Below are 20,464 nucleotides of genomic sequence, written 5' to 3'. Positions count from 1 at the left end.
GAGGAACGGCTGCCGATGTCAAGGTCCGTTGGCGACAGCTCGGAGCGTCAGCGGTCGCGATCGGCGTCGAGCCACAGCTTGAGCCGGTCGAGATCGGCGAACAGCCGTCGCATCTCCTCGGCCGACCAGCCCGCGAAGGCCCGCGCCAGCTCGGGCATCAGGGCCTCGATCGCCGCCTGATGCGCCGCCGCGCCTCTGGCCGTCATGCGCAGCAGCTTCGACCGGCCGTCGCGCGGATTGCCGCGCTCGGCGAGGAAGCCCTTGTCGACCAGCTTCTGCACGGTCTTGGTGATGCCCGGCTGCGGCTGCTGCAGGGCGCGCGCCAGCTCCATGATCGTATGGCCGCCGCTTTCCGTGCCGGGCCGGTAGCTGAGATGGTTGAGCAGGATGAACTGCGGCAGCGGCAGATCGAGCGGCGCCAGCAGGCGGTTGGCCGCGCTGCCGGCGAGCTGGTCGATGATGCCGATCCAGGTGACGATGCGAAATGGCAGCGGTTGCGGATCGGACATCAGGCCTTCATCACGATGGCGTCGAGCGGCCGTCGCGGCGACGGACCGGCATCCGCAGCATAGCCCAGGCGGAAGAACATCTGCAGCGTGCGACCCTCGCCGGTCTCCGTTTCCCGCCGCATGGCGGCGTAGAGCGCTGCCATCTCGGGATATTCCTGCAGGGTCTGGCTGTGCGGCTGCATCGCCACGCCGAGCTCGGTGGCCTTGAGGTTGAGCCGCGCATAGGCGCGGCCGGCGGCGATCTGCGTGGCGCGCGCATTGCCCTCGGTCGAGAACCAGCCGAATCCCGCAGCCGAGTCGTAGCCCTTCAGCGCGTAGTCGCGCCCGCCATTCCACGCCATGGTGCCGGGAGTCATCGCCTTCTCGTGCGTCATCACGCCGGCCTGGCGCAGCGCCCACATCATCGGGCCGGTGAGCGAGATGCCGTCGCGATGGCGCGCGATCTCGGCGGTGCCCAGGCGCACCACGTCGATGCTCTCCTTGTGCGTGCGCGGGACCGACATCTCCAGCTCGCTGCCGGATATCGCCAGCTTGCGTAGCGCCGCGACGCGCGCCGGCTCGATCGCGAACGACACCGGCAGGTCGCACGCTGCGCCCAGCGCCCCGACATGCTCGGCCGAAGGCGGACGGCCGTCGAAGGCGATGCGCGTCGTGCGTCGCCTGGGGATCTGCGCGAACAGCGGATCGGCCTTCAGCGCCGCGTCGCGCACGAAGCGGATGCGCGCCACCACCTTGCCGTCCTCCGGCCCGGCGGGATACGGCGCGATCTCGGCGCGATAGCCCTCGGCCGACGCCGCGATCGACAGCAGCTCGAGGAACGCGCCATGGCCGATGATGATCTGCCGGGCGAACGGGTCGGTCTGCGGCAGCAGCCGCGTGCGATCGAGGTGCAGCGTCACCATCTCGGGTTCGCCGAGGTCGACCAGCCAGGGCTGCATGTTGTGCGGGTTGGGCGCCAGCATCGCCCAGCTGAGCGCCCGGCGGCGCGCATCGCGTTCGTCGGGCGACGGCCCGTTCCAGCCGGCGATCGCCGCCTGCGGCATGGCATCGAGCCGCGGCACCACCCAGGCCGCGCCCGCCGCCAGAACCGCGCCACCGCCCACCACTCGAAGGAATCTGCGCTTGGTCATGGCCATTCCTGCCTCCATACATATTCCGTGGAATTCATATATATATTCTTGGGAATGCTTATGCAAGCCACCATGTGAACCCGAATGCGGCTGAACTTTGTTTCGCTGGTGAGCCTGACCTTCGCAGCCCACGGCAAAGGGCACGCGGCTGGACGTCATAGAGCCGGGCGTCTTCCTCGACGGAACGACATCGCCAGCCGCGAGGAAGGCACGCGTATCGGACTGGACAATCTACAAGCGATGCAGCGGCGCGAAGTGGCGCACTTGGTCCTACCCTTCCCGCCGGCAGGGGAAGGCAGCGGTTGGTGCCCTACGCCAGCCCAGCCTCGCTCACCGGGTCGCCGGCGATGCGGCTGTGCCACATGATGCGGCGCTGGGTCATGTCCCACGGCGTCGCCTGGTGCAGCAGGCAGCGATTGTCCCAGACCACCGCGTCGCCCGCCTTCCAGTCGTGGTGATAGATGCGCGGTGGCTGGCAGGCGAAGTCGACCAGCCCCTGCAGGAAGCGCTCGGACTCGGCCTTGTCCATGCCGGGGATGTCGTGCGCGTGCCGGCCGATCAGCAGCGATCTGCGGCCGGTCTCGGGATGGCGCTTGACCAGCGCGCGGCGCGGCACCGGGCCGTTGTGGAAGCCGTAGCCGCTGTATTCGCCGTCTGACTTCTTCTTCGGCTCGTGGCCGAGCCTGGACTGGCTGTAGTACAGCGAGTGGAACGCCGAGAGCCCCTCGACCTTGGTGCGCGTCGCCTCGTCGAGCGCGTCGTAGGCGGCGCGCATGTCGGCGAAGCCGGTATGGCCGCCGACGCTCGGCACCTCCTCGGCGCTGAACACCGCGCCCTTGGCCTGGAGCGGCATGTAGGTGCTGTCGCAGTGCCAGCCCATGTTGCCCTTCAGCACCTTCATCACGTCGTCGTTGTCCTTCTCGATGCGCAGGCTGCCGTCGGCCTTCACGTTGCTGATCGCCGCCATCTCGAACTCCAGCGGCCCGAAGCGCCGGGCGAAGGCGATCTGCTCGTCGCGCTTGAGGAACTGGCCGGGGAAGATCAGCAGCGCGTGCTTCAGCCACGCCTGGTAGAGCGTGCCGAACTCGGCCTCGTCGAGATCCGTGACCCTGGGACCGCGCACGATGGCGCCGAAGGTGACGCCGTCGAGCGGCGCGATGTCGAGAGCGCGTGCCATGCGTGGTCCCTCCCGGTCGATGAGTCGTTGCGCAAAGTCTAGCCGAGGCGTCCGGCCGCCACCTCAATCCTTGTCGGCTGGCCGCCATGCGCTACGCGACAGGGGCCGCGCCGGGACGGCCATGACTGTCGTCCTGAGCGCAGCGAAGGACCTTGCGGTGGTGCGCATGGACACAGCGCCGATCTGTGGCCGCGATACCGCAGGGTCCTTCGCTGCGCTCAGGACGACGGAGTCTCTAAGCCGCCTGGCCGAGATCCTCGCCGGCGAGCGCGCGTTCGATCAGGCGCACGACGTTGTCGCGGCCGTAGAGCTTGATGAAGGCGCCCATGCGCGGGCCCTGCTCGCTGCCCAGCAGCACCTGGTAGAGCGTGCCGAACCAGTCGCGCAGCTTCTCCTTCGGGAAGTGCCGCTTGCCGGCCTCGTAGACCTCGTTCTGGATGTCCTCGGCGCTGGCCTCGTCGGACATCCTCTTCAGCGTGTCGCGCAGATCGTCGAGGGCCGCGCGCTCCAGGTCGCTGGGCAGGCGGAACTTCTTGTTCGCCTTGACGAAGTCGACGTAATAGCGCGCCGCGCGCGCCAGCAGGGTGTCGAGATAGGGCGCATTCTCGGGCGTCGCGCCCGGCACGTAGCGCCGGAGGTACTGCCACAGCACCTCCTTGTCGTCTGTGTTGGCGACGCCGGCGAGGTTCAGCAGCATGGCGAAGCTCACGCCGGCGGCGCGATTGTTCGGCGCCTTGCCGTCGTGGATGTGCCAGGCGGGATTCTCCAGCGCCCTGGCCGGCTCCTCCGCCGGCAGCTTCTCGACCAGCGACAGGTACTCGTCGACCGCGCGCGGGATGACGTCGAAGTACAGCCGCTTCGCCCGACGCGGCTGCTGGTGCATGTAGAGCGCCAGCGATTCCGGCGGCGCGTAGGCCAGCCACTCCTCGACCGACAGCCCGTTGCCCTTGGACTTGGAGATCTTCCTGCCCTCGTGGTCGAGGAAGAGCTCGTAGTTGAAGCCCTCGGGAGGCTTGCCGCCGAGGATGCGCACGATTTTGGCGCTGAGCTCGGCCGACGGGATCAGGTCCTTGCCGTACATCTCGTAGTCGACGCCCAGCGCGAACCAGCGGCCGGCCCAGTCGGCCTTCCACTGCAGCTTGACGTTGCCGCCGGTCACCGGCGTCTCGACCAGCGCGCCGTCCTCGTCGCGATAGACCATGGTGCCGGCATCGGCGTCGGTCTTGACCACCGGCGCCTGCAGCACGCGGCCGGTCTTGCGGCAGACCGGCAGGAAGATCGAGTAGCTCTGCTGCCGCTCCTCGCCGAGCGTCGGCAGCATCACCGCCTGGATCTCGTCGTAGTGATTGAGCATGGCGCGCAGCATCGGATCGAAGCGGCCCGACTTGTACCAGTCGGTGCCCGACTGGAACTCGTACTCGAAGCCGAACGAATCGAGGAACGCCTTCAGGCGCGCGTTGTTGTGCGCGCCGAAGCTCTCGTGCGTGCCGAACGGATCGGGCACCGCGGTCAGCGGCTTGCCCAGGTGGGCGGCCAGCATCTCGCGGTTGGGCACGTTGTCCGGCACCTTGCGGAAGCCGTCCATGTCGTCGGAGAAGGCGAACAACTTGGTCGGGATGTCCGACAGCCGCCGGAAGGCGTTGCGCACCATGGTGGTGCGGGCCACCTCGCCGAAGGTGCCGATATGCGGCAGGCCCGAGGGACCGTAGCCGGTCTCGAGCAGGACGTAGCCCTTGGCCGGGGTTTTCGACAGCTCAGGCCCGCCCAGTCGCGCCACGATCTTGCGCGCCTCCTCGAAAGGCCACGCCCGCGCCTGTCCGGCCAGCTCCCGTTCGCTGCTCATCACTCCGCCGTCTGTACGATTTCGACCCGCCCACGTGCGGGTCGGGCAACCTAGGCGCCGCGCGCCGGAGCGTCAACGGGCCGGCGGCGAGGCGGGCCGGGCGTCGGCGCTTCCCGGTTCGAAACCTAGTCGAGCTGAAAGCCAAGGAACCCGCCGAAGCCGACGACCGTCAGCGCGAGGCCAAGAAGCTTGAAAAAGCCGATTCCGGGCCACCGCCCGCGATGGGAAGCCGCGTCCGGCTGCAACTCGACCTGCGTGCAGATGAACAGCAGCAGCAGTCCGTAGAACCCGACTCCGAAAAAGCCGAACAGCGCGATGAACGCATAGGCGAACACGGCGGCGATCAGCCAGCCGATGACGGCCACGATATTGACGACGAACTTACCGGACATCGGACGCTGCCAGGGCTGGCGTCGCCGTCCGGCAGGGGGCGCGAGGCTCAGGGACCGGCGCATCGATCAGGGCGGCAATGCCTTCCATGCTCCACGGCGTCCGGCCCACGTGCGGGTTGGGCAGGCTAGGCGCCGCGTGCCGGAGCGTCAACGCGCCGGCGGCAGCGTAACGCTGCGCCGGTGGACGACGACGTGATGCCACAGCAGCCAGGACATCGGTCCGGCGACGAGGATCGCGCCGATCAGGCCGCTCATCAGCTCGCCCAGCACGTAGCGCGCCGCATGGTCTCCGACGCCGGCCCGCGCGTAGAGCACCATTGCCCAGTGCGGCACCGCCCCACAGAGGCGGTCGACCAGCGGCAGCGCCAGGGCGACGACGACGTTGAAGGCGAGCCAGTAGCGGTCGCGCCATCCCCAGAGCCGGATCAGCCGCCAGGCCATCCCGGCCCAGAGCAGGTAACCGGATACCCGCAGCACGACGGCCTCGATCGTCAGGGGATTCCCGGGGGTGGTCAGCACGACGGCGTAGAGCAGCTCCATGACGAGCGCCGCGGCGATCCCCAGGATCCACCACCATCGCGTGTCGTCGCGGAACTGGCGCAGCAGCCGCGCCTCGATCAGGACGGACAGCACCGTGCCGAGGAAGTACGCCATCGTATGCAGGATCCGGTGGGCGCGGTCGGCCTCGAGTTCGCCGGGGTTCGCGCCGAACAGGATCGAAGCCGCGCCGTCGGCCAGCGCGACGTCGTAGTTGACGCGCCACAGCAGCGTCGTGGCGACCCAGGGCACGAGCGACGCAAGCGTCCACGCCACCATGAATGCTGTCCGCGACAGGACGAAATCCGGACCATCGGCAGCCGGCTGGCTCGTCATCGTGCCTGCTTAGCGAAGCGCATGGCGGGCGTCGAGCGCATCCGGCCGGCGCCGACCGCGAGGACATCGCGGTTCGCGTTTTCACCTGACTGCCCTGTTTGACAGGGCGGAACAACGGAACTAGGGAGGATTCTCGTCGTTTGGCCGAAGGGGGGATGTGCAGGAGGGTGCGATGGCACGGGGCCCGAACCGGAATGCCGACCTCGAAACGAGACAGAGAGCCAATGCCGCAGCGATCGATTCCACAGCGGATGGCCTGACGGCCGAGCCCACGCCGCGCGAGTCCTGGACCAGGGCGGTGTGGCACAGCATCGCATCCGGCGATCGACTGATCATCACGCCAAGGCACGTGACCTGGGGTCTGGTCATCGGATGGACTGTGGTAGCCGCCGTCCTGCTGGTCCTGATCCTGCCAGTGATGATCTAGCGCCGATAAAGCGCGCCCCTAGTTGTCCTGCGGGCGGTAGGGCAGCGCCGCCATCCCGGCCGCGCCGCGCGCCTGGGCCTCCTTGGCCAGCTCGGCGATGCCGCCCAAGGTGCCCATCAGGCCGGTCGCCTCGACCGGCAGGAAGAACACCTTGGCGTTGTTCGAGGCACCCATCGCCTGCAGTGCGTCGACGTATTTCTGGCCGAGGAAGTAGCTGATCGCCTGCGAGCCGCCGGCGCCGATCGCCGCGGTCACCACCTCGGTCGCCTTGGCTTCCGCCTCGGCGGCGCGCTCGCGCGCCTCGGCGTCGCGGAAGGCGGCCTCGCGGCGGCCTTCCGCCGAGAGGATCGCCGCCTGCTTCTCGCCCTCGGCCCGGGTGATCTGCGCCTGGCGGACGCCCTCGGCCTCGAGGATCACGGCGCGCCGCTCGCGCTCGGCCTTCATCTGCCGGGCCATGGTCTGCACCATGTCCTGCGGCGGCACGATGTCCTTGAGCTCAACACGCAGCACCTTCACGCCCCAGGCGTTGGTGGCGTGGTCGATCACCGAAAGCAGCGTGTCGTTGATCTCGTTGCGCTTGGACAGCACGTCGTCCAGGGCCATGTTGCCCATGACGTTGCGGATGTTGGTCAGCGCCAGGTTGGTGATGCCCTGCACCAGGTCGCGCACCTCGTAGGCGGCCTTGGCGGCGTCGATCACCTGGTAGAAGGCCACGGCGTCGACGGCAACGATGGCGTTGTCCTTGCTGATCACCTGCTGCTGCGGGATGTCGAGCACCGATTCCTGGACGTTGACCTTCTTGCCGATGCTGTCGACGAAGGGCACCAGAAAGCGCAGGCCCGGCGTCAGGGTGGTAGTGAAGCGGCCGAAGCGCTCGACGGTATAGTTCCAGCCCTGCGGCACCTGCTTGACGCCCAGGAACAGCAGCAGGACAGCGAACAGGACGAGGACGAGGATGAAGATCGTGAAGCCGGTCAATGTCGCCTCCTGGGCACCATCCGCCGGCGCAGAGCGGCATATAGCGTAGCAGATAAAATCTGTGAGCGCGCATCAATTGCGACGCGGAAGCCTGCAGGCCGGGCGGCCCGTGAAGCGATTTCGCGCGAGGGCTTCTCCAGATCGCGCTGCGCGGCCTCCCGACCATCAGTGGCGCCGCGACATGGACGGCGGTTTCCACCGGGATGACCCGCGGCCTGCTGACGCCGCCCGGGTCGAGTATGCTACGCCTCGTCCATGAGCACGACCGATCCGGACAGTGCGCCGATCGTGGCAGGCAGAAGCCGCCGCCAGCCGGCGCTCGCCGTGACCGCGGCCGGTGCCTGGTGGCTGTCGCCCGAGGGCGAGATCGAGCGGCTGAGCCACAGCGCGGCGGCCTCGCGGCTGGCGCTGGAGCGGCCGCTGGTGTGCCACGCCCCGGACACCGGCTCGCGCCTGGCGCTGGACGAGGTCGACGCCACCGACGTGCTCGAGCTCTTCGCCTTCGTGAGACCGGCGCAGTTCTGCCTGCCGACCATCCGGGGCCTGGCGGCGGCGCTGGCGCTCGACCTGCCGGCGACGCCCGAGGACGAGGTCGTCGCGCTGCCGGCGATCGCCGAGGCGCTGCTCGACGAGCTCGGTGAACAGCGCCGTCGCCAATCGCAGCAAACCGCCGAGCTGGCGCGGCGCATGGCGGCCGGCGGCTGGCAATGGGGCGCGGCGGTGTGCGCGGCGCTGGGCGTGTCGGCCGCCGATCGGCCGCGCGGCTTCGCCGGGCTCGACACGTGGAAACATCTGCCGGCCTGGGAGGACGATCCGCCGCCCTCGCCGCCGCGCAGCCTGCCGGTCGAGCCGCACGAGGCGCGCGCGCGCCTGGCCGATCTGGTGCATGCCGGCCCGGGCACGACGGAGGTGCGGCCGACCCAGAGCGACTATGCCTCGGCCGTGTCGCTCGCCTTCCAGCCGCGCGAGCGCGAGGGCGAGCCGCATGTCGTGCTGGCGGAGGCGGGCACCGGCACCGGCAAGACGCTGGGCTATGTCGCGCCGGCCTCGCTGTGGGCGGAGCGCAACGGCGCGCCGGTATGGATCGCAACCTTCACCCGCAACCTGCAGCGCCAGATCGACGGCGAGCTCGATCGGCTGCATCCCGACGCCGCTGCCAAGCGCGCCCGCGTCGTCGTGCGCAAGGGGCGCGAGAACTATCTCTGCCTGCTGAACTACGAGGAGGCCGTGCAGCGCACGCGCGCCACGCCGCGTAACGCGGTCGGGCTGGGCCTGCTGGCGCGCTGGACCATGGCGACGCGCGACGGCGACATGGTGGGCGGCGACCTGCCGGCCTGGCTCGGCGACCTGATCGGCCGCGCGCGGCTTTCGCGCCTGGCCGACCGGCGCGGCGAATGCGTCTATGCCGGCTGCGAGCATTTCCGGCGCTGCTTCGTCGAGCGCACCATCCGCCGTGCCCGCCAGGCCGACATCGTCATCGCCAATCACGCGCTGGTGATGATGCAGGCGGCGACCGGCGGGCTCGACGACAACACGCGGCCCACGCGCTACGTCTTCGACGAGGGCCATCATCTGTTCGACGCCGCCGACTCGGCCTTCGCCGCGCATCTCACCGGCGTCGAGGGCTCGGATCTGCGGCGCTGGCTGCTGGGCGCCGAAGGCCGCGCCGGCAGCCGCGCGCGCGGGCTGGAGCGGCGGGTCAACGAGCTGGCCGAGAGCGACGACGCCACGCAGCAGGCGTTGCGCGCGCTGATGTCGGCGGCGCAGGCCCTGCCCTCGGCCGGCTGGCAGACCCGGCTGGCCGACGGCACGACGCAGGGCGACATCGAGGATTTCCTCGCGCTGGTGCGCCAGCAGGTGCTGGCGCGTGCGCCCAAGGACGACAATCCCTACCGCATCGAATGCGACGTGCGGCCGCCCCCGGCCGGGCTGGTCGAGGCGGCGCGCGCCTGCGGCGAGGCGATCGAGGCGATGCTGCGGCCGGCGCTGGCGCTGATCCAGGCGCTGGCGCGCCAGCTCGACGAAGGCGCCGAGACGCTCGACACCGCGCAGCGCAACCGCATCGAGGGCATCACGCGCTCGCTGCGCAATCGCTGCCAGTTCGTGCTGTCGGCCTGGCTCGGCATGCTCAAGAGCATCGAGAGCGAGCCGCAGGAGGCCTTCGTCGACTGGTTCGCCATCGAGCGCATCGAGGGGCGCGAGTACGACGTCGGCATGTACCGCCACTACGTCGATCCGACGCAGCCTTTCGCCGAAGCCGTCGTGAAGCCGGCGCACGGCGTGGTCGTGACGTCGGCGACCTTGCGCGACTGGACCGGCGCCAACGATCCGCCGCCGGCGCCGACCATCGCCTCGGGCGCGCTGGAAGCGGCCGACTGGGAAGCCGCCGAGGCGCGCACCGGCGCGCGCCATCTCGAGGCGCCGGCGATCCGCGCCGCGGTCGCCTCGCCGTTCGACTATGCCAGCAACACCCGCGTGCTGATCGTGCGCGATGTCGGCCGCGACTCGGTCGAGCAGGTCGCCGCCGCCTATCGCGAGTTGTTCATCGCCGCCGACGGCGGCGGGCTGGGCCTGTTCACCGCCATCGGCCGGCTGCGCGCGGTGCACCGCCAGATTGCCGCGCCGCTCGAGGATCGCGGCATTCCGCTCTACGCCCAGCATGTCGGCGGCATGGACGCCGCGACCCTGGTCGACATCTTCCGCGCCGAGGAGCGCTCGTGCCTGCTTGGCACCGATGCGGTCAGGGACGGCGTCGACGTGCCGGGCCGTTCGCTGCGGCTGATCGTGTTCGATCGCGTGCCGTGGCCGAGGCCCGATATCCTGCATCGCGCGCGCAAGGATGCGCACCGCGCGGCGGGGCACGGCAGCAGCGCCTACGACGACATGCTGACGCGCTTCCGCCTGAAGCAGGCCTTCGGCCGGCTGGTGCGGCGCGCCGATGATCGCGGCGTGTTCGTGATGCTCGACAACCGGCTGGCGTCACGCCTGCTGGCGGCGTTCCCGCCGGGCGTGTCGATCCAGCGCGTCGGCCTTGCCGACGCGATCGCCGAGACGCGGGATTTTCTGAGAGCGCTGCCTCAGTGAGGCATCTTCTTGGAGATCTCGGTGAAGGTTTTGTACATCTGGTCGAAGTCCGTGTACTTCTGCGCTTCCTCAATCGCCGGCGGCAGCGGGCCCACATACTGGGCGTACACGTTGGGGCCATATTTCACGACCCCGAAGGCGACACCGAGGAAGGCCAGCTTGATCACCAGGCCGCGTACCATGCGACCCAAAAAACCTAGCAGCATGAGCTTGCTCTCCCCGCGAAATCTGGGCGGCCCGACCGTCTCGGAAAATAACTTCAACTACGGCGCGTAAATATACATTTTTACTGACATTTATCAATCGGAAAACGGGCCGGATCGGACCGGCCCGTCGGCCGTTGGCGGTCTTAGGGCTTCTTCAGCAGGTCGCGGATCTCAGTCAGCAACTTGATGTCCGCCGGATCCTCCGGAGCCGGGGCCGGCGCGGGTTCGGCGGCCGCTTCCTCGCGCCGCAGGCGGTTGATGCCCTTGACGACCAGGAAGAGCGCGAAGGCGATGATCAGGAAGTTGATCGCGATGGTGATGAAGTTGCCATAGCCCCAGACGACAGCCGCCTTCTTGGCCTCGGCCAGCGAGGCGCCGGCGGCGACGCTGCCCTTGAGCACGACGTACATGTTGGTGAAGTCGACGGTGCCGAACATGCTGATCAGCGGCATGATGACGTCGGCGACCAGCGACTCGACGATCTTGCCGAAGGCCGCGCCGATGATCACGCCGATGGCGAGATCGACGACGTTGCCCTTCATGGCGAACTCGCGAAACTCCTTGAGCATCCCCGTTCTCCCTTGTCTGCGCCTCGAGCGCCGGTCGCATCCTACGCCGCTAGAGGCCGCCGCGCAGCCACACCAGCATCGCCGACACGGTGAACACCGAGAGCACGGTCGACAGCAGGACGGTGGTCGAGGTCTCCTCGACGAAGATGTCGTACCGCCGGGCCAGCACGAAGGCGTTCGAGGCGGTGGGCAAGGTCGCCATCAGCAGTGCCGCCTGCGCCCACACCGAGTCCAGCGGCAGGAACCACGGCACGATCGACAGCGCCACGAGCGGCTGCAGCAGCACCTTGGCGATGGTCGCCAGGCCGACCTCGCGCAGGTTGGCGCGGATCGAGGTGCCGGACAGGAACAGGCCGATGGCGAAGAGCGCGCAGGGCGCCGCCGCGGCGCCGATCAGGTCGAGGAAGCGCTGGATCGGCACCGGCACCGCGATAGCCAGCGCCGAGACGAAGCCGCCCAGGACGATCGAGATCAGCACCGGGCTCTGCGCGACCGCCAGCAGCACGCGCCGCGCCGTGCGCCAGACGCCCCGGCCGGCCTGCAGGTCGCTCTCGATCAAGACCACCGCGAAGGTCAGCAGGAAGGCGCTGCCCAGGCAGGTCGCCGCCGCCGCCGGCACGGCGCCTTGCGGACCCAGGGCGTAGAGGCACAGCGGGATGCCGATATAGCCGACATTGCCATAGGCGGCTGTCAGGCCATGCAGGCTCATCTGCGCCAGCCCGGCGCCCGACGCGAGGCGGGCCATCAGCATGCCGACGCCGTAGACGATCACGATCACCAGGCCAAAGGCGACGATGAACGGAACGTTCAGCACCTCGGAAAGCCTGACGTTGGCGATGGCGTTGAACAGCAGCGCCGGCAGCGCGAACCAGGTGACGAAGGCGTTCAGCGCGCCCGCGCCGTCGCGGCCCAGCAGCCTGGCGCGGCCCGCGACGAAGCCGGTGGCGATCAGGGCGAAGAGCGGGAAGGCGACGGAGAAGACGACGTTCACGGCGCCGACATATAGCGATGGGGGCGACGCGCGTCATGTCTCGCACCGCCTGCGCGACAACATATGAAGTCGTTGACCTATCTCGCTGATCCAAAATATATCTTGCGGACCCTCGATGACGACCGCCCGGTTGTTGGCGTCGTTCAAGAACCGATGGAGACAACGATGCGCCGCCTCACCCTCGCGCTCGTGCTGGCGTTGGCCGCCGGCGGCTTCGCGGCATCCTCCGCCGCCGCACCCTCGACGCCGGCCTCGACCACGCCGACGACCAAGCCGGCACCCAAGCCGACGGCACTGCAGCGCGCGCTGCGCGCCTGCGCCAAGGTCAAGGACGCGAAGGCCAAGGCCTCCTGCCAGCGCCGCGCCCATGCGCAGGCCAAGCCGCCGCGCAAGGCGGCGAAGCGGCCGGTGCGGCCGGCGCCGGCGCCGGCGCCGGCTCCCGCGGCCGCTCCGCAGAACTGATCGCATTGCGCGCGTGCTCGCGGCGCATCACGATGCGCCGATGGAACCGCTGATCACCACCGACGAGCTCGCGCACCGGCTCGGCGAGCCCGCGCTGCGCATTTTCGACTGCACGACCTTCCTGCATCCCGAGCCCGGCGGCCGCATGCGCGTCGAGACCGGCCGCGCCGCCTATGGCGAGAAGGGCCACATCCCCGGCGCGGCGCTGATCGAGCTGCAGCAGGATCTCTCCGACGCGCAGAGCGCGCTGCGCTTCACCATGCCCGCGCCCGAGGCGCTGGCGCGAATGGCCGGCGCCAAGGGCATCGGCGAGGACAGCGAGGTGGTGCTCTACTGCAACGGCACGCAATGGTGGGCGACGCGCGTGTGGTGGCAGCTGCGCGCCATCGGCTTCGACCGCGCGCGCATCCTCGACGGCGGGTTCCGCAAGTGGATCGTCGAAGGACGACCCGTCGAGCACACCGCCAATGCCTATTCCCCGGCGGCGCTGTCGGCCAGGCCGCGCGCCGGCCTGATGATCGGCAAGGACGCGGTGCTGGGCGCGCTCGATCACGGTGGCGCCGTGGTGGTGAACTGCCTCACGGAAGAACAGCATCGCGGCACCGGCGGCGCGCACTATGGACGGCCCGGCCACATCACCGGCAGCGTCAGCCTGCCGGCCGCCTCGCTGTTCGAGGCCGACGGCACATTCAAGGACACCGGCACGTTGCGCGCGATGTTCGCCGATCGCGGCATCGAGGAAGGCGGCCGTCGCGTGATCGCCTATTGCGGCGGCGGCATCGCCGCCACTGGTGACGCCTTCGCGCTGGTCGCGCTGCTGGGCCACGGGGACGTCGCGGTGTACGACGCCTCGCTGCAGGAATGGGCGAGCGATCCCCGACTGCCCATGTCTGTCGCTTAGAGGAAGACCATGGCTGCCTACCTGATCGTCGAGATCGAGACCACCGACGCCGAGCTGATGGCGGAGTACCGCAAGCACACGCCCGGCCTGGTCGCCAAGTTCGGCGGCAAGTTCATCGTGCGCGGCGGCGAATGCGACAGCCTCGAAGGCGGCTGGACGCCCTCGCGCATGGTCGTGCTCGAGTTTCCCGACATGGCGACGGCGCGCCGCTTCTATCATTCGGAAGACTACAAGCCGGTGCTGGCGATGCGGCTGAAGGCCGGCAGGAGCAAGGCCGTGCTGGTCGACGGCGTGCCGCCGGGGTGAGCATGACCATGCAGGACGGCGGCGGGGCGAGCCAGGCGATCGCCGATCTCTACAACGCCCTGATGACCGGCGTGGTGCTGAGCCTGGTCACGCGCCGCGGCAGCGACACCGCGCGCGAGTTCGTGTTCCGCCACTTCCGGCGCCAGCACCTGGAGAAATTCAAGCCGGGCCTGGTCAAGCTCGGACTCGACGGGCTGCCGCACGCCGTGGCCTGCGCGCAGTACCACTACCTTTCCAACGCCGTGGGCGGCGTGAAGACCGAGTACGTCCTGGAGTCCGACCGCAAGGTCTGGGTGCGCTATCCGCCGCCGCGCTGGATCTGGCGCGGCACAGCGGTCTGCGCCGTGCCGCACGAGGTCAACGCCGCGATGCTGCACGGCTGGCACGGCCACAACGGCGTCTCGCTCGGCAATCCGCGGCTGGGCTTCGTCTGCACCGGCATGATCACGACCGGCGCGCCCGGTCTGGAAGGCTATTACTGCGAATACGATCGCGACCTCGCCGAACACGAGCGCGTGCGCTTCGTCGACGACGAGACCATGCCGCGCTTCGACGCCGCGCAGGCGCCCACCCTCGATGTCGCCAGCTGGCCGCAGGCGCGCCTGCACAAGGTCTACCGCTCCTACGCCATGGAATACGTGCGCAGCCTGCTGCCGACGCTGCTGGAGCTGATCGGCGCCGAGGGCGTGCGCGTCGAGGTCGGCCGCGCCGCGCGGCTGGTCGGCATGCAGTATTTCGACGAGTGCGCCGCGCGGCTCGGCGGCGAGACCGGCGGCTTCGGCGCCTTTCTCGCCAGCCTGCTGGCGGCGCAGGGCGAGGACGTCACGCCGCAGGGCGCGCGCGTCGTGCAGCGCGGCTGGAAGCTGATGCGCGGCGTCGAGCTGGGCGACGATGCGCAGGCTCTCGCCGCCTTCGACGCCTGGAACGGTTTGTGGCAAGGCGCGCTCGCGGCCAGCGACCGCTTCCTGCGTCTCGAAACGCATCGCCGGCGCGACGGCGACGACTGGGTTATCGAGTGGCGCGTGCAAGCCAGCGGTCGATGACCCGGCGATAGCCCTCGTGCAGGCGCAGGCCCGGCAGCTCCTCGGGCGCGAAGAAGCGCAGCTCGAGGTGCTCCTCGCCCAGCGCCGCCCGCGAGGCGTCGAGCACACGGCAGCCATAGGCGAGGATTCGCACGAAGCGGCCGGGCAGGACCTCGTAGCGCCAGTCATCCAGGCGATCGACGATCGCCACCTCGACATTGGCTTCCTCGCGCGCCTCGCGGATCACCGCCGTTTCGTAGGTCTCGCCGGCGTCCGGCCGACCGCCCGGCAGGTCCCACTCGTCGCGCTCGTTGCGCAGCAACAGCACGCGGCCATCGACCACGACAACCCCTTTGACCGACACGGGAATCGTCAAGACGGCGCACCTCCGCGCGAATGCTTCGCAAAAAATGAGGTCATGGTGATCAGTCGTCACCAATAATCCGAACAGTCCCCTTGGCCTGAGAAAATCCCTGTGCCACCAATCCTGGGGGGTTCACTGTAGCGCAGAGGTTCGACGCATGCAGGTTCTCTCCAGAACGTCCGACGTCCCCGTCAGCGAAATCCACCGTTCCCTCATGCAAAAGCCAGTCCCCGCCCAGGGCATCGTCATGCTCCTCGAGCAGGTCAGTCGCATGATCCATGGCGCGGGCTATGCCCAGGGCCTTTATCCCGCCCAGTGGGTGGCCCTGCGCTATTTCGCCGAGGTCGACGTGCCGGCGCGCACCGCCTCGGGCCTGGCACGCTTCCAGGACATGAGCATCGCGCCGGTGGCGCGCACCATCCGCACGCTGGTCGACAAGGGCCTGCTCGAGCGCCGGCCCAATCCGCGCAGCCGGCGCGCCGATCTCATCGAGGTCACCGACAACGGCCGCGCCCTGCTGCACCACGACCCGCGCCTGCCCCTGCGCAGCCTGCTCGAGGCGCTCGACGGCGCACGCAGCGAGGCCTTGGTCGAGGCGCTGGAGGTGCTGGTGCGCGAGCTGCCGCGCAGCAGCCCGTTCCCGCCGCGCGGCCGGCGGCGGACGTAAGACTCCATCAGAGGCAGACAGCCCTCTGTCATCCCGAACGAAGTGAGGGATCCAGGCCACCCCTGGATCCCTCGCTTCGTTCGGGATGACAGCTACTCGTCGAGCATGGCGTCGAGGCGCGCCACCAGGGTCTCGTTGTCGAATGGCTTGACCAGCACGTCCTCAGCGCCCCAGGCGCGCGCCAGCGACGCGGCGACCTCCAGCGACATGCCGGCGCCGCCGCCGGAGATGGCGATCACCTTCAGCCCGGGCCGCTCGTGGCGCAGCGCCTTGAGCAGCTCGATGCCATCGAGCCTCGGCATCCACAGGTCGGCGACCACCGCGTCCGACGGTCGGCGCCGCGCGATGGACAGTGCCTCCTCCCCGTCGGCGGCCTCGTCGACCTCGTAGCCGGCGCGCTCCAGCGCCAGGCGCAGCGACTCGCGCACGGCGTCGACGTCGTCGACAACGAGGATGCGGCCCTTGGCCATGTTACGCTCCAGTGGACAGCAGCGACGAGATTCGGCGCCTGCAGATTGAGCAGCCCTGATGCCCGCGCGCAAGGCCGCCGTCAGTCCGCCGCCGGGATGTCGATGGTGAAGCGCGTGCCGCCGCCAGGCCGGCTCTCGACGCCGATCGCGCCGCGCCAGCTGGTGACGATGCCGTAGACGACCGAGAGGCCCAGACCCGTGCCGCTCTCGCCGCGCGTGGTGAAGAACGGCTCGAACAGCCGCGCGCGGGTCGCCTCGTCCATGCCCTCGCCGGTGTCGCTCACGATCAGCCGCGCGCCGCCGCTCGCGCCCCGCGCCAGCGAGATGCCCAGCGTGCCGCCGCCCTTCATCGCCTGCACGGCGTTGACGGTGAGATTGAGCACGACCTGCGTGATCTCTGCCGGCGCCACGCGCGCGAAGCCGCAGCTGGCCGGGACGTCGGCTTCGAGTACGACCTCCGGCGGCAGCGCACCGCGCGCCAGGTCGAGGGCGTCGCGCAGCGCCTGCGCGAGGTCGATCTCGCGCGGCCGCGCCGCCTCGCCGCGGGCGAAGGCCAGCACGCGGCTGACGATCTCGCCGGCCTTGCGCGTGTTGTCGATGACGATGTCGAGATAGCGCCGGCGGTCGGCCTCGCGTGAAGGCGGCACCTCGCGCGCCTCGCGCGCGAAGTTCAGCACCGGGTGCAGCATGTTGTTGATCTCGTGCGCCACGCCGCCGGCAAGCTGGCCGAGCGCCGCCAGCTTCTCGCGCTGCTGGCGCGCCTCGCGCGCGCGGCGTTCCTCGGTGATGTCGGCGGCGACGCCGCGATAGCCGGCGAAACGGCCCTCGGCGTCGAAGATCGGCACGCCGCTGACCCTGAGATAGCGCGTCTCGTCGGCGCGCTGGCGATAGCTGTAGATGGCATCGCGGAACGGCCGCCGCTCGGCGATTGCCCGGGAGATCGCGTCGACGTCCTCGCTGGGGCGCAGCGAGGCGACCTCGAAGGCGCGGCGACCCAGCGCACGCGCCTGCTCGAAGCCGATCATCTTCAGCGCCGCGCCGCCGAAATGCGTGAAGCGGCGCTCCGCGTCGGTCTCCCAGAACCAGTCCGAAGAGGCGTTGGCGAAGTCGCGGAAGCGCGCCTCGCTGTCGCGCAGCGCCGCCTCGGCGCGCAGCCGTTCGTCGCGCAGTCGGCCGGCCATCGCCACCACGGCCAGCAGCGCGGCCAGGACCACGGCGCCGAAGCCCAGCAGGCCGGTGGCGGCGGGTGTCACCAGCGCGGCCCACGCCATGACGTGCAGCATGATGCCGCCGGCCTTGCCGACCAGCCAGCCCAGGGCCAATGCGATCGCGCCGGCGCGCCGCTCGGCCAGCGCCACGATCACGGCGCAGACGCCGAGGATGGTGGTGACCACCGCCAGGCCGGCGCTCGCGATGCGTCCGATCAGCGGATCGACGAGGACGACGATTGCGGCGGCGGCCAGACCGGCATTCGCAGCGGTGAAACCCAGCGCCAGGGCGCGATACGACGCGCGCAGGCCAAGGAACTCGACAATGAACAGATTGCTGCAGATGATGCCGATCAGTGCCGCGACCAGCCCGACCTCTCGCGCCGGCGGCTGCAGCCCGGGCGAGACCAGCTCGCCGATCAGGCCGTGACTGACGACGACGCTGACGAGCAGCGAGACGACGGCGGCCGCAAGCCACAGTGCGCCGGGCGGCCGCACGGCGAACCAGATCGTCGTCATGTACACGGCCAGCGCCAGCAACAGGCCGCAATAGCCGGCAAGCAGCACGTACTCGATCGCCTCGCGCCGCTCGAAGGCGATCGCGTCGACGATCTGCACCGGCAGACGGATCGGCCCGGCGCTGACCACCTTGAGATAGAGGGTGCCGCCCTGGAACTCAGGCGGCAGGCGGAAGGCGATGCGGCGATGCGGCGCCGGCTCGAAGGTGTGCGGCACGTCGAGGCCGGCCGAGAGCAGGCGATAGGGACCGCCCGGCTGCGGCAGGTAGAGATCGACGCGATCCATGCCGCCGTGCCGGATCAGCAGCCACCACTGCTCACGGTCATCGACGCGCCAGTCGACGTCGATCCGCATCCACACCGCCGCACGGGTCAGCCCGAAGGAAGGCGCCGAGCGTCCGTCGGGCCTGAAGCGGACGGCGAACGCCGGTGAGGCGACGTCGCTGAGCGCGAGGCGATGTTCGGGATCGACGAGGAAGGCGGCGGCCGGCGCCAGGTCGACCACGCCGTCGAGGCCGTGCACGGCGACCGGCCGCGGCACTTCCTGCGCGCGCGCGGCGGCCGACCACGCCATGGCGGCGAGGCACAGAGCGACGCCCAGCAGTCGCGGCAGGACCATGCGCCGATCATACACGCAAAGAAGAAGGGCCGGGGATCGCTCCCCGGCCCTCCACTTCCGATCCGGCAGGATCGGCGACGGACCTTAGAAGTCCATGTCGCCGCCCATGCCGCCCATGCCGCCGCCCGGCATCGGCGGGGCCTTCTTCTCCGGCCGCTCGGCGATCATCGCCTCGGTGGTGATCAGCAGGCCGGCGACCGAGGCCGCGTCCTGCAGCGCCGTGCGCACGACCTTGGTCGGATCGATGATGCCGGCCTTGATCATGTTGACGTAGTCGCCCTTCTGCGCGTCGAAGCCGAAGTTGGTGTCCTTCGACTCGAGCAGCTTGCCGACGACGACCGAGCCGTCGTGACCGGCGTTGTCGACGATCTGCCGCACCGGCGACTGCAGCGCGCGGCGGATGATGTCGATGCCCGCCTTCTGGTCGGCGTTCGCGGTGCGCAGCTTGTCGAGGGCGCGGATGGCATAGAGCAGGGCCGAGCCGCCGCCGGCGACGACACCCTCTTCCACCGCGGCGCGCGTGGCGTGCATCGCGTCGTCGACGCGATCCTTGCGCTCCTTGACCTCGACCTCGGTCGAGCCGCCGACCTTGATCACGGCGACGCCGCCGGCCAGCTTGGCGAGACGCTCCTGGAGCTTCTCCTTGTCGTAGTCCGAGGTGGTCTCCTCGATCTGCGCCTTGATCTGGCCGATGCGCGCCTCGATGTCCTTCTTCTTGCCGGCGCCGTCGACGATCGTGGTGTTCTCCTTCTGGATCAGCACCCGCTTCGCCTTGCCCAGCATGTCGAGCGTGACGTTCTCGAGCTTGATGCCGAGATCGTCGCTGATCAGCTGGCCGCCCGTCAGGATCGCCATGTCCTCGAGCATCGCCTTGCGGCGATCGCCGAAGCCCGGCGCCTTGACGGCCGCGACCTTCAGGCCGCCGCGCAGCTTGTTGACGACCAGCGTGGCAAGCGCCTCGCCCTCGACGTCCTCGGCGACGATCAGCAGCGGCTTGCCCGACTGCACGACCGCCTCGAGCACCGGCAGCATCGCCTGCAGGCCCGAGAGCTTCTTCTCGAACAGCAGCAGGAACGGCTGCTCGAGCTCGCAGGTCATCTTGTCGGCGTTGGTGATGAAGTACGGCGACAGGTAGCCGCGGTCGAACTGCATGCCCTCGACGACGTCGAGCTCGGTGTCGAGGCTCTTGGCCTCTTCCACCGTGATCACGCCCTCGTTGCCGACCTTCTTCATCGCCTCGGCGATCATCTTGCCGATCGACTCCTCGCCGTTGGCCGAGATCGTGCCGACCTGTGCCACCTCGTCCGAAGTGGTGATCTTCTTGGCGCGGCCCTTGATGTCCTCGACCGCCGCGTCGACCGCCAGGTCGATGCCGCGCTTCAGATCCATCGGGTTCATGCCGGCGGCGACCAGCTTGGCGCCCTCGCGGACGATCGACTGGGCCAGCACGGTCGCCGTCGTGGTGCCGTCGCCGGCCACGTCGTTGGTCTTGCTGGCGACCTCGCGCACCATCTGCGCGCCCATGTTCTCGAACTTGTCGGCGAGCTCGATCTCCTTGGCGACCGTCACACCGTCCTTGGTGATGCGCGGCGCGCCGAAGCTCTTGTCGAGCACGACGTTGCGGCCCTTCGGACCCAGCGTCACCTTCACCGCGTTGGCGAGGATGTCGACGCCGCGCAGCATGCGGTCGCGCGCGTCACCGGAAAAACGTACGTCTTTGGCAGCCATTGTTCCCTCGTGGAATTCGG

The 20,464-nt window shown here is 69.6% G+C and carries 21 protein-coding genes; 7 read left to right on the top strand and 14 right to left on the bottom strand.

Going from position 1 to position 20,464, the window contains the following annotated elements; translation table 11 throughout:
* Window positions 1-47: 47 nt before the first annotated feature.
* The 6 genes from KF889_03690 to KF889_03665 form a co-directional block, all read right to left on the bottom strand.
* A complete protein-coding gene (locus KF889_03690) occupies window positions 48-509 on the bottom strand; it encodes a winged helix-turn-helix transcriptional regulator (GenBank protein ID MBX3498521.1) in 462 nt (153 codons plus the stop codon).
* Window positions 509-1,639 carry a nitroreductase family protein gene (locus KF889_03685; GenBank protein MBX3498520.1) on the bottom strand — a complete coding sequence of 377 codons (1,131 nt, stop codon included), beginning with the start codon at window positions 1,637-1,639 and terminating at the stop codon, window positions 509-511. The genes KF889_03690 and KF889_03685 overlap by 1 nt, the downstream gene beginning before the upstream one ends.
* Window positions 1,640-1,949: 310 nt before the next feature.
* Complete coding sequence (locus tag KF889_03680; protein MBX3498519.1) at window positions 1,950-2,816, bottom strand: TauD/TfdA family dioxygenase; 867 nt, start codon at window positions 2,814-2,816, stop codon at window positions 1,950-1,952.
* A 235-nt stretch (window positions 2,817-3,051) separates the two neighbouring features.
* Window positions 3,052-4,659, bottom strand: coding sequence for a lysine--tRNA ligase (locus tag KF889_03675; protein ID MBX3498518.1), 1,608 nt, complete (start codon window positions 4,657-4,659; stop codon window positions 3,052-3,054).
* A gap of 125 nt (window positions 4,660-4,784) precedes the next feature.
* Entirely contained in the window at window positions 4,785-5,051 is a 267-nt protein-coding gene (locus KF889_03670; GenBank protein ID MBX3498517.1) for a hypothetical protein, read from the bottom strand.
* A 147-nt stretch (window positions 5,052-5,198) separates the two neighbouring features.
* Entirely contained in the window at window positions 5,199-5,924 is a 726-nt protein-coding gene (locus KF889_03665) for a hypothetical protein (protein MBX3498516.1), read from the bottom strand.
* Between the two features lie 172 nt (window positions 5,925-6,096).
* On the opposite strand from KF889_03665, the gene KF889_03660 reads away from it, so the two are divergent.
* Window positions 6,097-6,351: a hypothetical protein gene (locus KF889_03660; GenBank protein ID MBX3498515.1), complete on the top strand. Its 255-nt coding sequence runs from the start codon at window positions 6,097-6,099 to the stop codon at window positions 6,349-6,351.
* An 18-nt stretch (window positions 6,352-6,369) separates the two neighbouring features.
* Here the strand turns inward: KF889_03660 and KF889_03655 are convergent, their stop codons facing one another.
* Window positions 6,370-7,329 carry an SPFH/Band 7/PHB domain protein gene (locus KF889_03655; protein MBX3498514.1) on the bottom strand — a complete coding sequence of 320 codons (960 nt, stop codon included), beginning with the start codon at window positions 7,327-7,329 and terminating at the stop codon, window positions 6,370-6,372.
* 255 nt (window positions 7,330-7,584) lie between these two features.
* On the opposite strand from KF889_03655, the gene KF889_03650 reads away from it, so the two are divergent.
* Entirely contained in the window at window positions 7,585-10,413 is a 2,829-nt protein-coding gene (locus KF889_03650; protein MBX3498513.1) for an ATP-dependent DNA helicase, read from the top strand.
* On the opposite strand, the gene KF889_03645 is transcribed toward KF889_03650, so the two are convergent.
* The 3 genes from KF889_03645 to KF889_03635 all read right to left on the bottom strand — a co-directional run bounded on the left by KF889_03645 (window position 10,407) and on the right by KF889_03635 (window position 12,179).
* Window positions 10,407-10,619, bottom strand: coding sequence for a hypothetical protein (locus tag KF889_03645; protein MBX3498512.1), 213 nt, complete (start codon window positions 10,617-10,619; stop codon window positions 10,407-10,409). The two genes, KF889_03650 and KF889_03645, sit on opposite strands and share 7 nt — an antisense overlap.
* A 143-nt stretch (window positions 10,620-10,762) precedes the next feature.
* On the bottom strand, window positions 10,763-11,188 hold the full coding sequence (gene mscL, locus KF889_03640; protein MBX3498511.1) for a large conductance mechanosensitive channel protein MscL: 426 nt from the start codon (window positions 11,186-11,188) through the stop codon (window positions 10,763-10,765).
* 49 nt (window positions 11,189-11,237) lie between these two features.
* Window positions 11,238-12,179, bottom strand: a complete 942-nt coding sequence (locus tag KF889_03635) for an AEC family transporter (GenBank protein ID MBX3498510.1) — start codon at window positions 12,177-12,179, stop codon at window positions 11,238-11,240.
* A 165-nt stretch (window positions 12,180-12,344) separates the two neighbouring features.
* Between KF889_03635 and KF889_03630 the strand changes: the two genes are divergently transcribed.
* Genes KF889_03630 through KF889_03615 form a run of 4 tightly spaced genes read left to right on the top strand, consistent with a single transcriptional unit; the run spans window position 12,345 to window position 14,891 of the window.
* Window positions 12,345-12,641, top strand: coding sequence for a hypothetical protein (locus KF889_03630; GenBank protein ID MBX3498509.1), 297 nt, complete (start codon window positions 12,345-12,347; stop codon window positions 12,639-12,641).
* A gap of 40 nt (window positions 12,642-12,681) precedes the next feature.
* On the top strand, window positions 12,682-13,542 hold the full coding sequence (locus tag KF889_03625) for a sulfurtransferase (protein ID MBX3498508.1): 861 nt from the start codon (window positions 12,682-12,684) through the stop codon (window positions 13,540-13,542).
* 9 nt (window positions 13,543-13,551) lie between these two features.
* The gene (locus tag KF889_03620; GenBank protein ID MBX3498507.1) at window positions 13,552-13,848 is read left to right on the top strand and encodes a DUF1330 domain-containing protein; all 297 of its coding nucleotides are present in this window, start codon (window positions 13,552-13,554) and stop codon (window positions 13,846-13,848) included.
* A gap of 2 nt (window positions 13,849-13,850) precedes the next feature.
* Window positions 13,851-14,891 (top strand): hypothetical protein, encoded by a 1,041-nt coding sequence (locus tag KF889_03615; GenBank protein MBX3498506.1) that lies wholly within the window; start codon window positions 13,851-13,853, stop codon window positions 14,889-14,891.
* Here KF889_03615 and KF889_03610 read toward each other — a convergent pair.
* On the bottom strand, window positions 14,857-15,282 hold the full coding sequence (locus KF889_03610; protein ID MBX3498505.1) for an NUDIX hydrolase: 426 nt from the start codon (window positions 15,280-15,282) through the stop codon (window positions 14,857-14,859). The two genes, KF889_03615 and KF889_03610, sit on opposite strands and share 35 nt — an antisense overlap.
* Before the next feature lie 166 nt (window positions 15,283-15,448).
* Here KF889_03610 and KF889_03605 point away from each other — a divergent pair, with 166 nt between their 5' ends.
* Complete coding sequence (locus KF889_03605; GenBank protein ID MBX3498504.1) at window positions 15,449-15,901, top strand: winged helix-turn-helix transcriptional regulator; 453 nt, start codon at window positions 15,449-15,451, stop codon at window positions 15,899-15,901.
* Between the two features lie 92 nt (window positions 15,902-15,993).
* Here the strand turns inward: KF889_03605 and KF889_03600 are convergent, their stop codons facing one another.
* From KF889_03600 to groL, 3 genes are all read right to left on the bottom strand, one after another.
* Window positions 15,994-16,371 carry a response regulator gene (locus KF889_03600; protein ID MBX3498503.1) on the bottom strand — a complete coding sequence of 126 codons (378 nt, stop codon included), beginning with the start codon at window positions 16,369-16,371 and terminating at the stop codon, window positions 15,994-15,996.
* Between the two features lie 80 nt (window positions 16,372-16,451).
* A complete protein-coding gene (locus tag KF889_03595; protein MBX3498502.1) occupies window positions 16,452-18,716 on the bottom strand; it encodes a PAS domain S-box protein in 2,265 nt (754 codons plus the stop codon).
* 84 nt (window positions 18,717-18,800) lie between these two features.
* Window positions 18,801-20,444, bottom strand: a complete 1,644-nt coding sequence (gene groL, locus KF889_03590) for a chaperonin GroEL (protein ID MBX3498501.1) — start codon at window positions 20,442-20,444, stop codon at window positions 18,801-18,803.
* Window positions 20,445-20,464: the final 20 nt, after the last annotated feature.

The sequence above is a fragment of the Alphaproteobacteria bacterium genome (assembly GCA_019635875.1).
In the GTDB taxonomy this organism is placed as follows: domain Bacteria; phylum Pseudomonadota; class Alphaproteobacteria; order Reyranellales; family Reyranellaceae; genus JAFAZJ01.
The sequence above is the reverse complement of the archived record's forward strand: the minus strand, read 5'-3'. Positions and strand labels throughout refer to the sequence as shown.

Excerpts from the sequence above, each read along its gene's own strand:
- KF889_03605 (MBX3498504.1), top strand. The coding sequence starts at position 15,449 with ATGCAAAAGCCAGTCCCCGCCCAGGGCATCGTCATGCTCCTCGAGCAG.
- KF889_03685 (MBX3498520.1), bottom strand. The coding sequence starts at position 1,639 with ATGACCAAGCGCAGATTCCTTCGAGTGGTGGGCGGTGGCGCGGTTCTG.
- KF889_03645 (MBX3498512.1), bottom strand. The coding sequence starts at position 10,619 with ATGCTGCTAGGTTTTTTGGGTCGCATGGTACGCGGCCTGGTGATCAAG.
- KF889_03675 (MBX3498518.1), bottom strand. The coding sequence starts at position 4,659 with ATGAGCAGCGAACGGGAGCTGGCCGGACAGGCGCGGGCGTGGCCTTTC.
- KF889_03595 (MBX3498502.1), bottom strand. The coding sequence starts at position 18,716 with ATGGTCCTGCCGCGACTGCTGGGCGTCGCTCTGTGCCTCGCCGCCATG.
- KF889_03620 (MBX3498507.1), top strand. The coding sequence starts at position 13,552 with ATGGCTGCCTACCTGATCGTCGAGATCGAGACCACCGACGCCGAGCTG.
- KF889_03660 (MBX3498515.1), top strand. The coding sequence starts at position 6,097 with ATGGCACGGGGCCCGAACCGGAATGCCGACCTCGAAACGAGACAGAGA.
- KF889_03630 (MBX3498509.1), top strand. The coding sequence starts at position 12,345 with ATGCGCCGCCTCACCCTCGCGCTCGTGCTGGCGTTGGCCGCCGGCGGC.
- mscL (MBX3498511.1), bottom strand. The coding sequence starts at position 11,188 with ATGCTCAAGGAGTTTCGCGAGTTCGCCATGAAGGGCAACGTCGTCGAT.
- KF889_03680 (MBX3498519.1), bottom strand. The coding sequence starts at position 2,816 with ATGGCACGCGCTCTCGACATCGCGCCGCTCGACGGCGTCACCTTCGGC.
- KF889_03690 (MBX3498521.1), bottom strand. The coding sequence starts at position 509 with ATGTCCGATCCGCAACCGCTGCCATTTCGCATCGTCACCTGGATCGGC.
- KF889_03670 (MBX3498517.1), bottom strand. The coding sequence starts at position 5,051 with ATGTCCGGTAAGTTCGTCGTCAATATCGTGGCCGTCATCGGCTGGCTG.
- KF889_03665 (MBX3498516.1), bottom strand. The coding sequence starts at position 5,924 with ATGACGAGCCAGCCGGCTGCCGATGGTCCGGATTTCGTCCTGTCGCGG.
- groL (MBX3498501.1), bottom strand. The coding sequence starts at position 20,444 with ATGGCTGCCAAAGACGTACGTTTTTCCGGTGACGCGCGCGACCGCATG.
- KF889_03625 (MBX3498508.1), top strand. The coding sequence starts at position 12,682 with ATGGAACCGCTGATCACCACCGACGAGCTCGCGCACCGGCTCGGCGAG.
- KF889_03600 (MBX3498503.1), bottom strand. The coding sequence starts at position 16,371 with ATGGCCAAGGGCCGCATCCTCGTTGTCGACGACGTCGACGCCGTGCGC.
- KF889_03615 (MBX3498506.1), top strand. The coding sequence starts at position 13,851 with ATGACCATGCAGGACGGCGGCGGGGCGAGCCAGGCGATCGCCGATCTC.
- KF889_03650 (MBX3498513.1), top strand. The coding sequence starts at position 7,585 with ATGAGCACGACCGATCCGGACAGTGCGCCGATCGTGGCAGGCAGAAGC.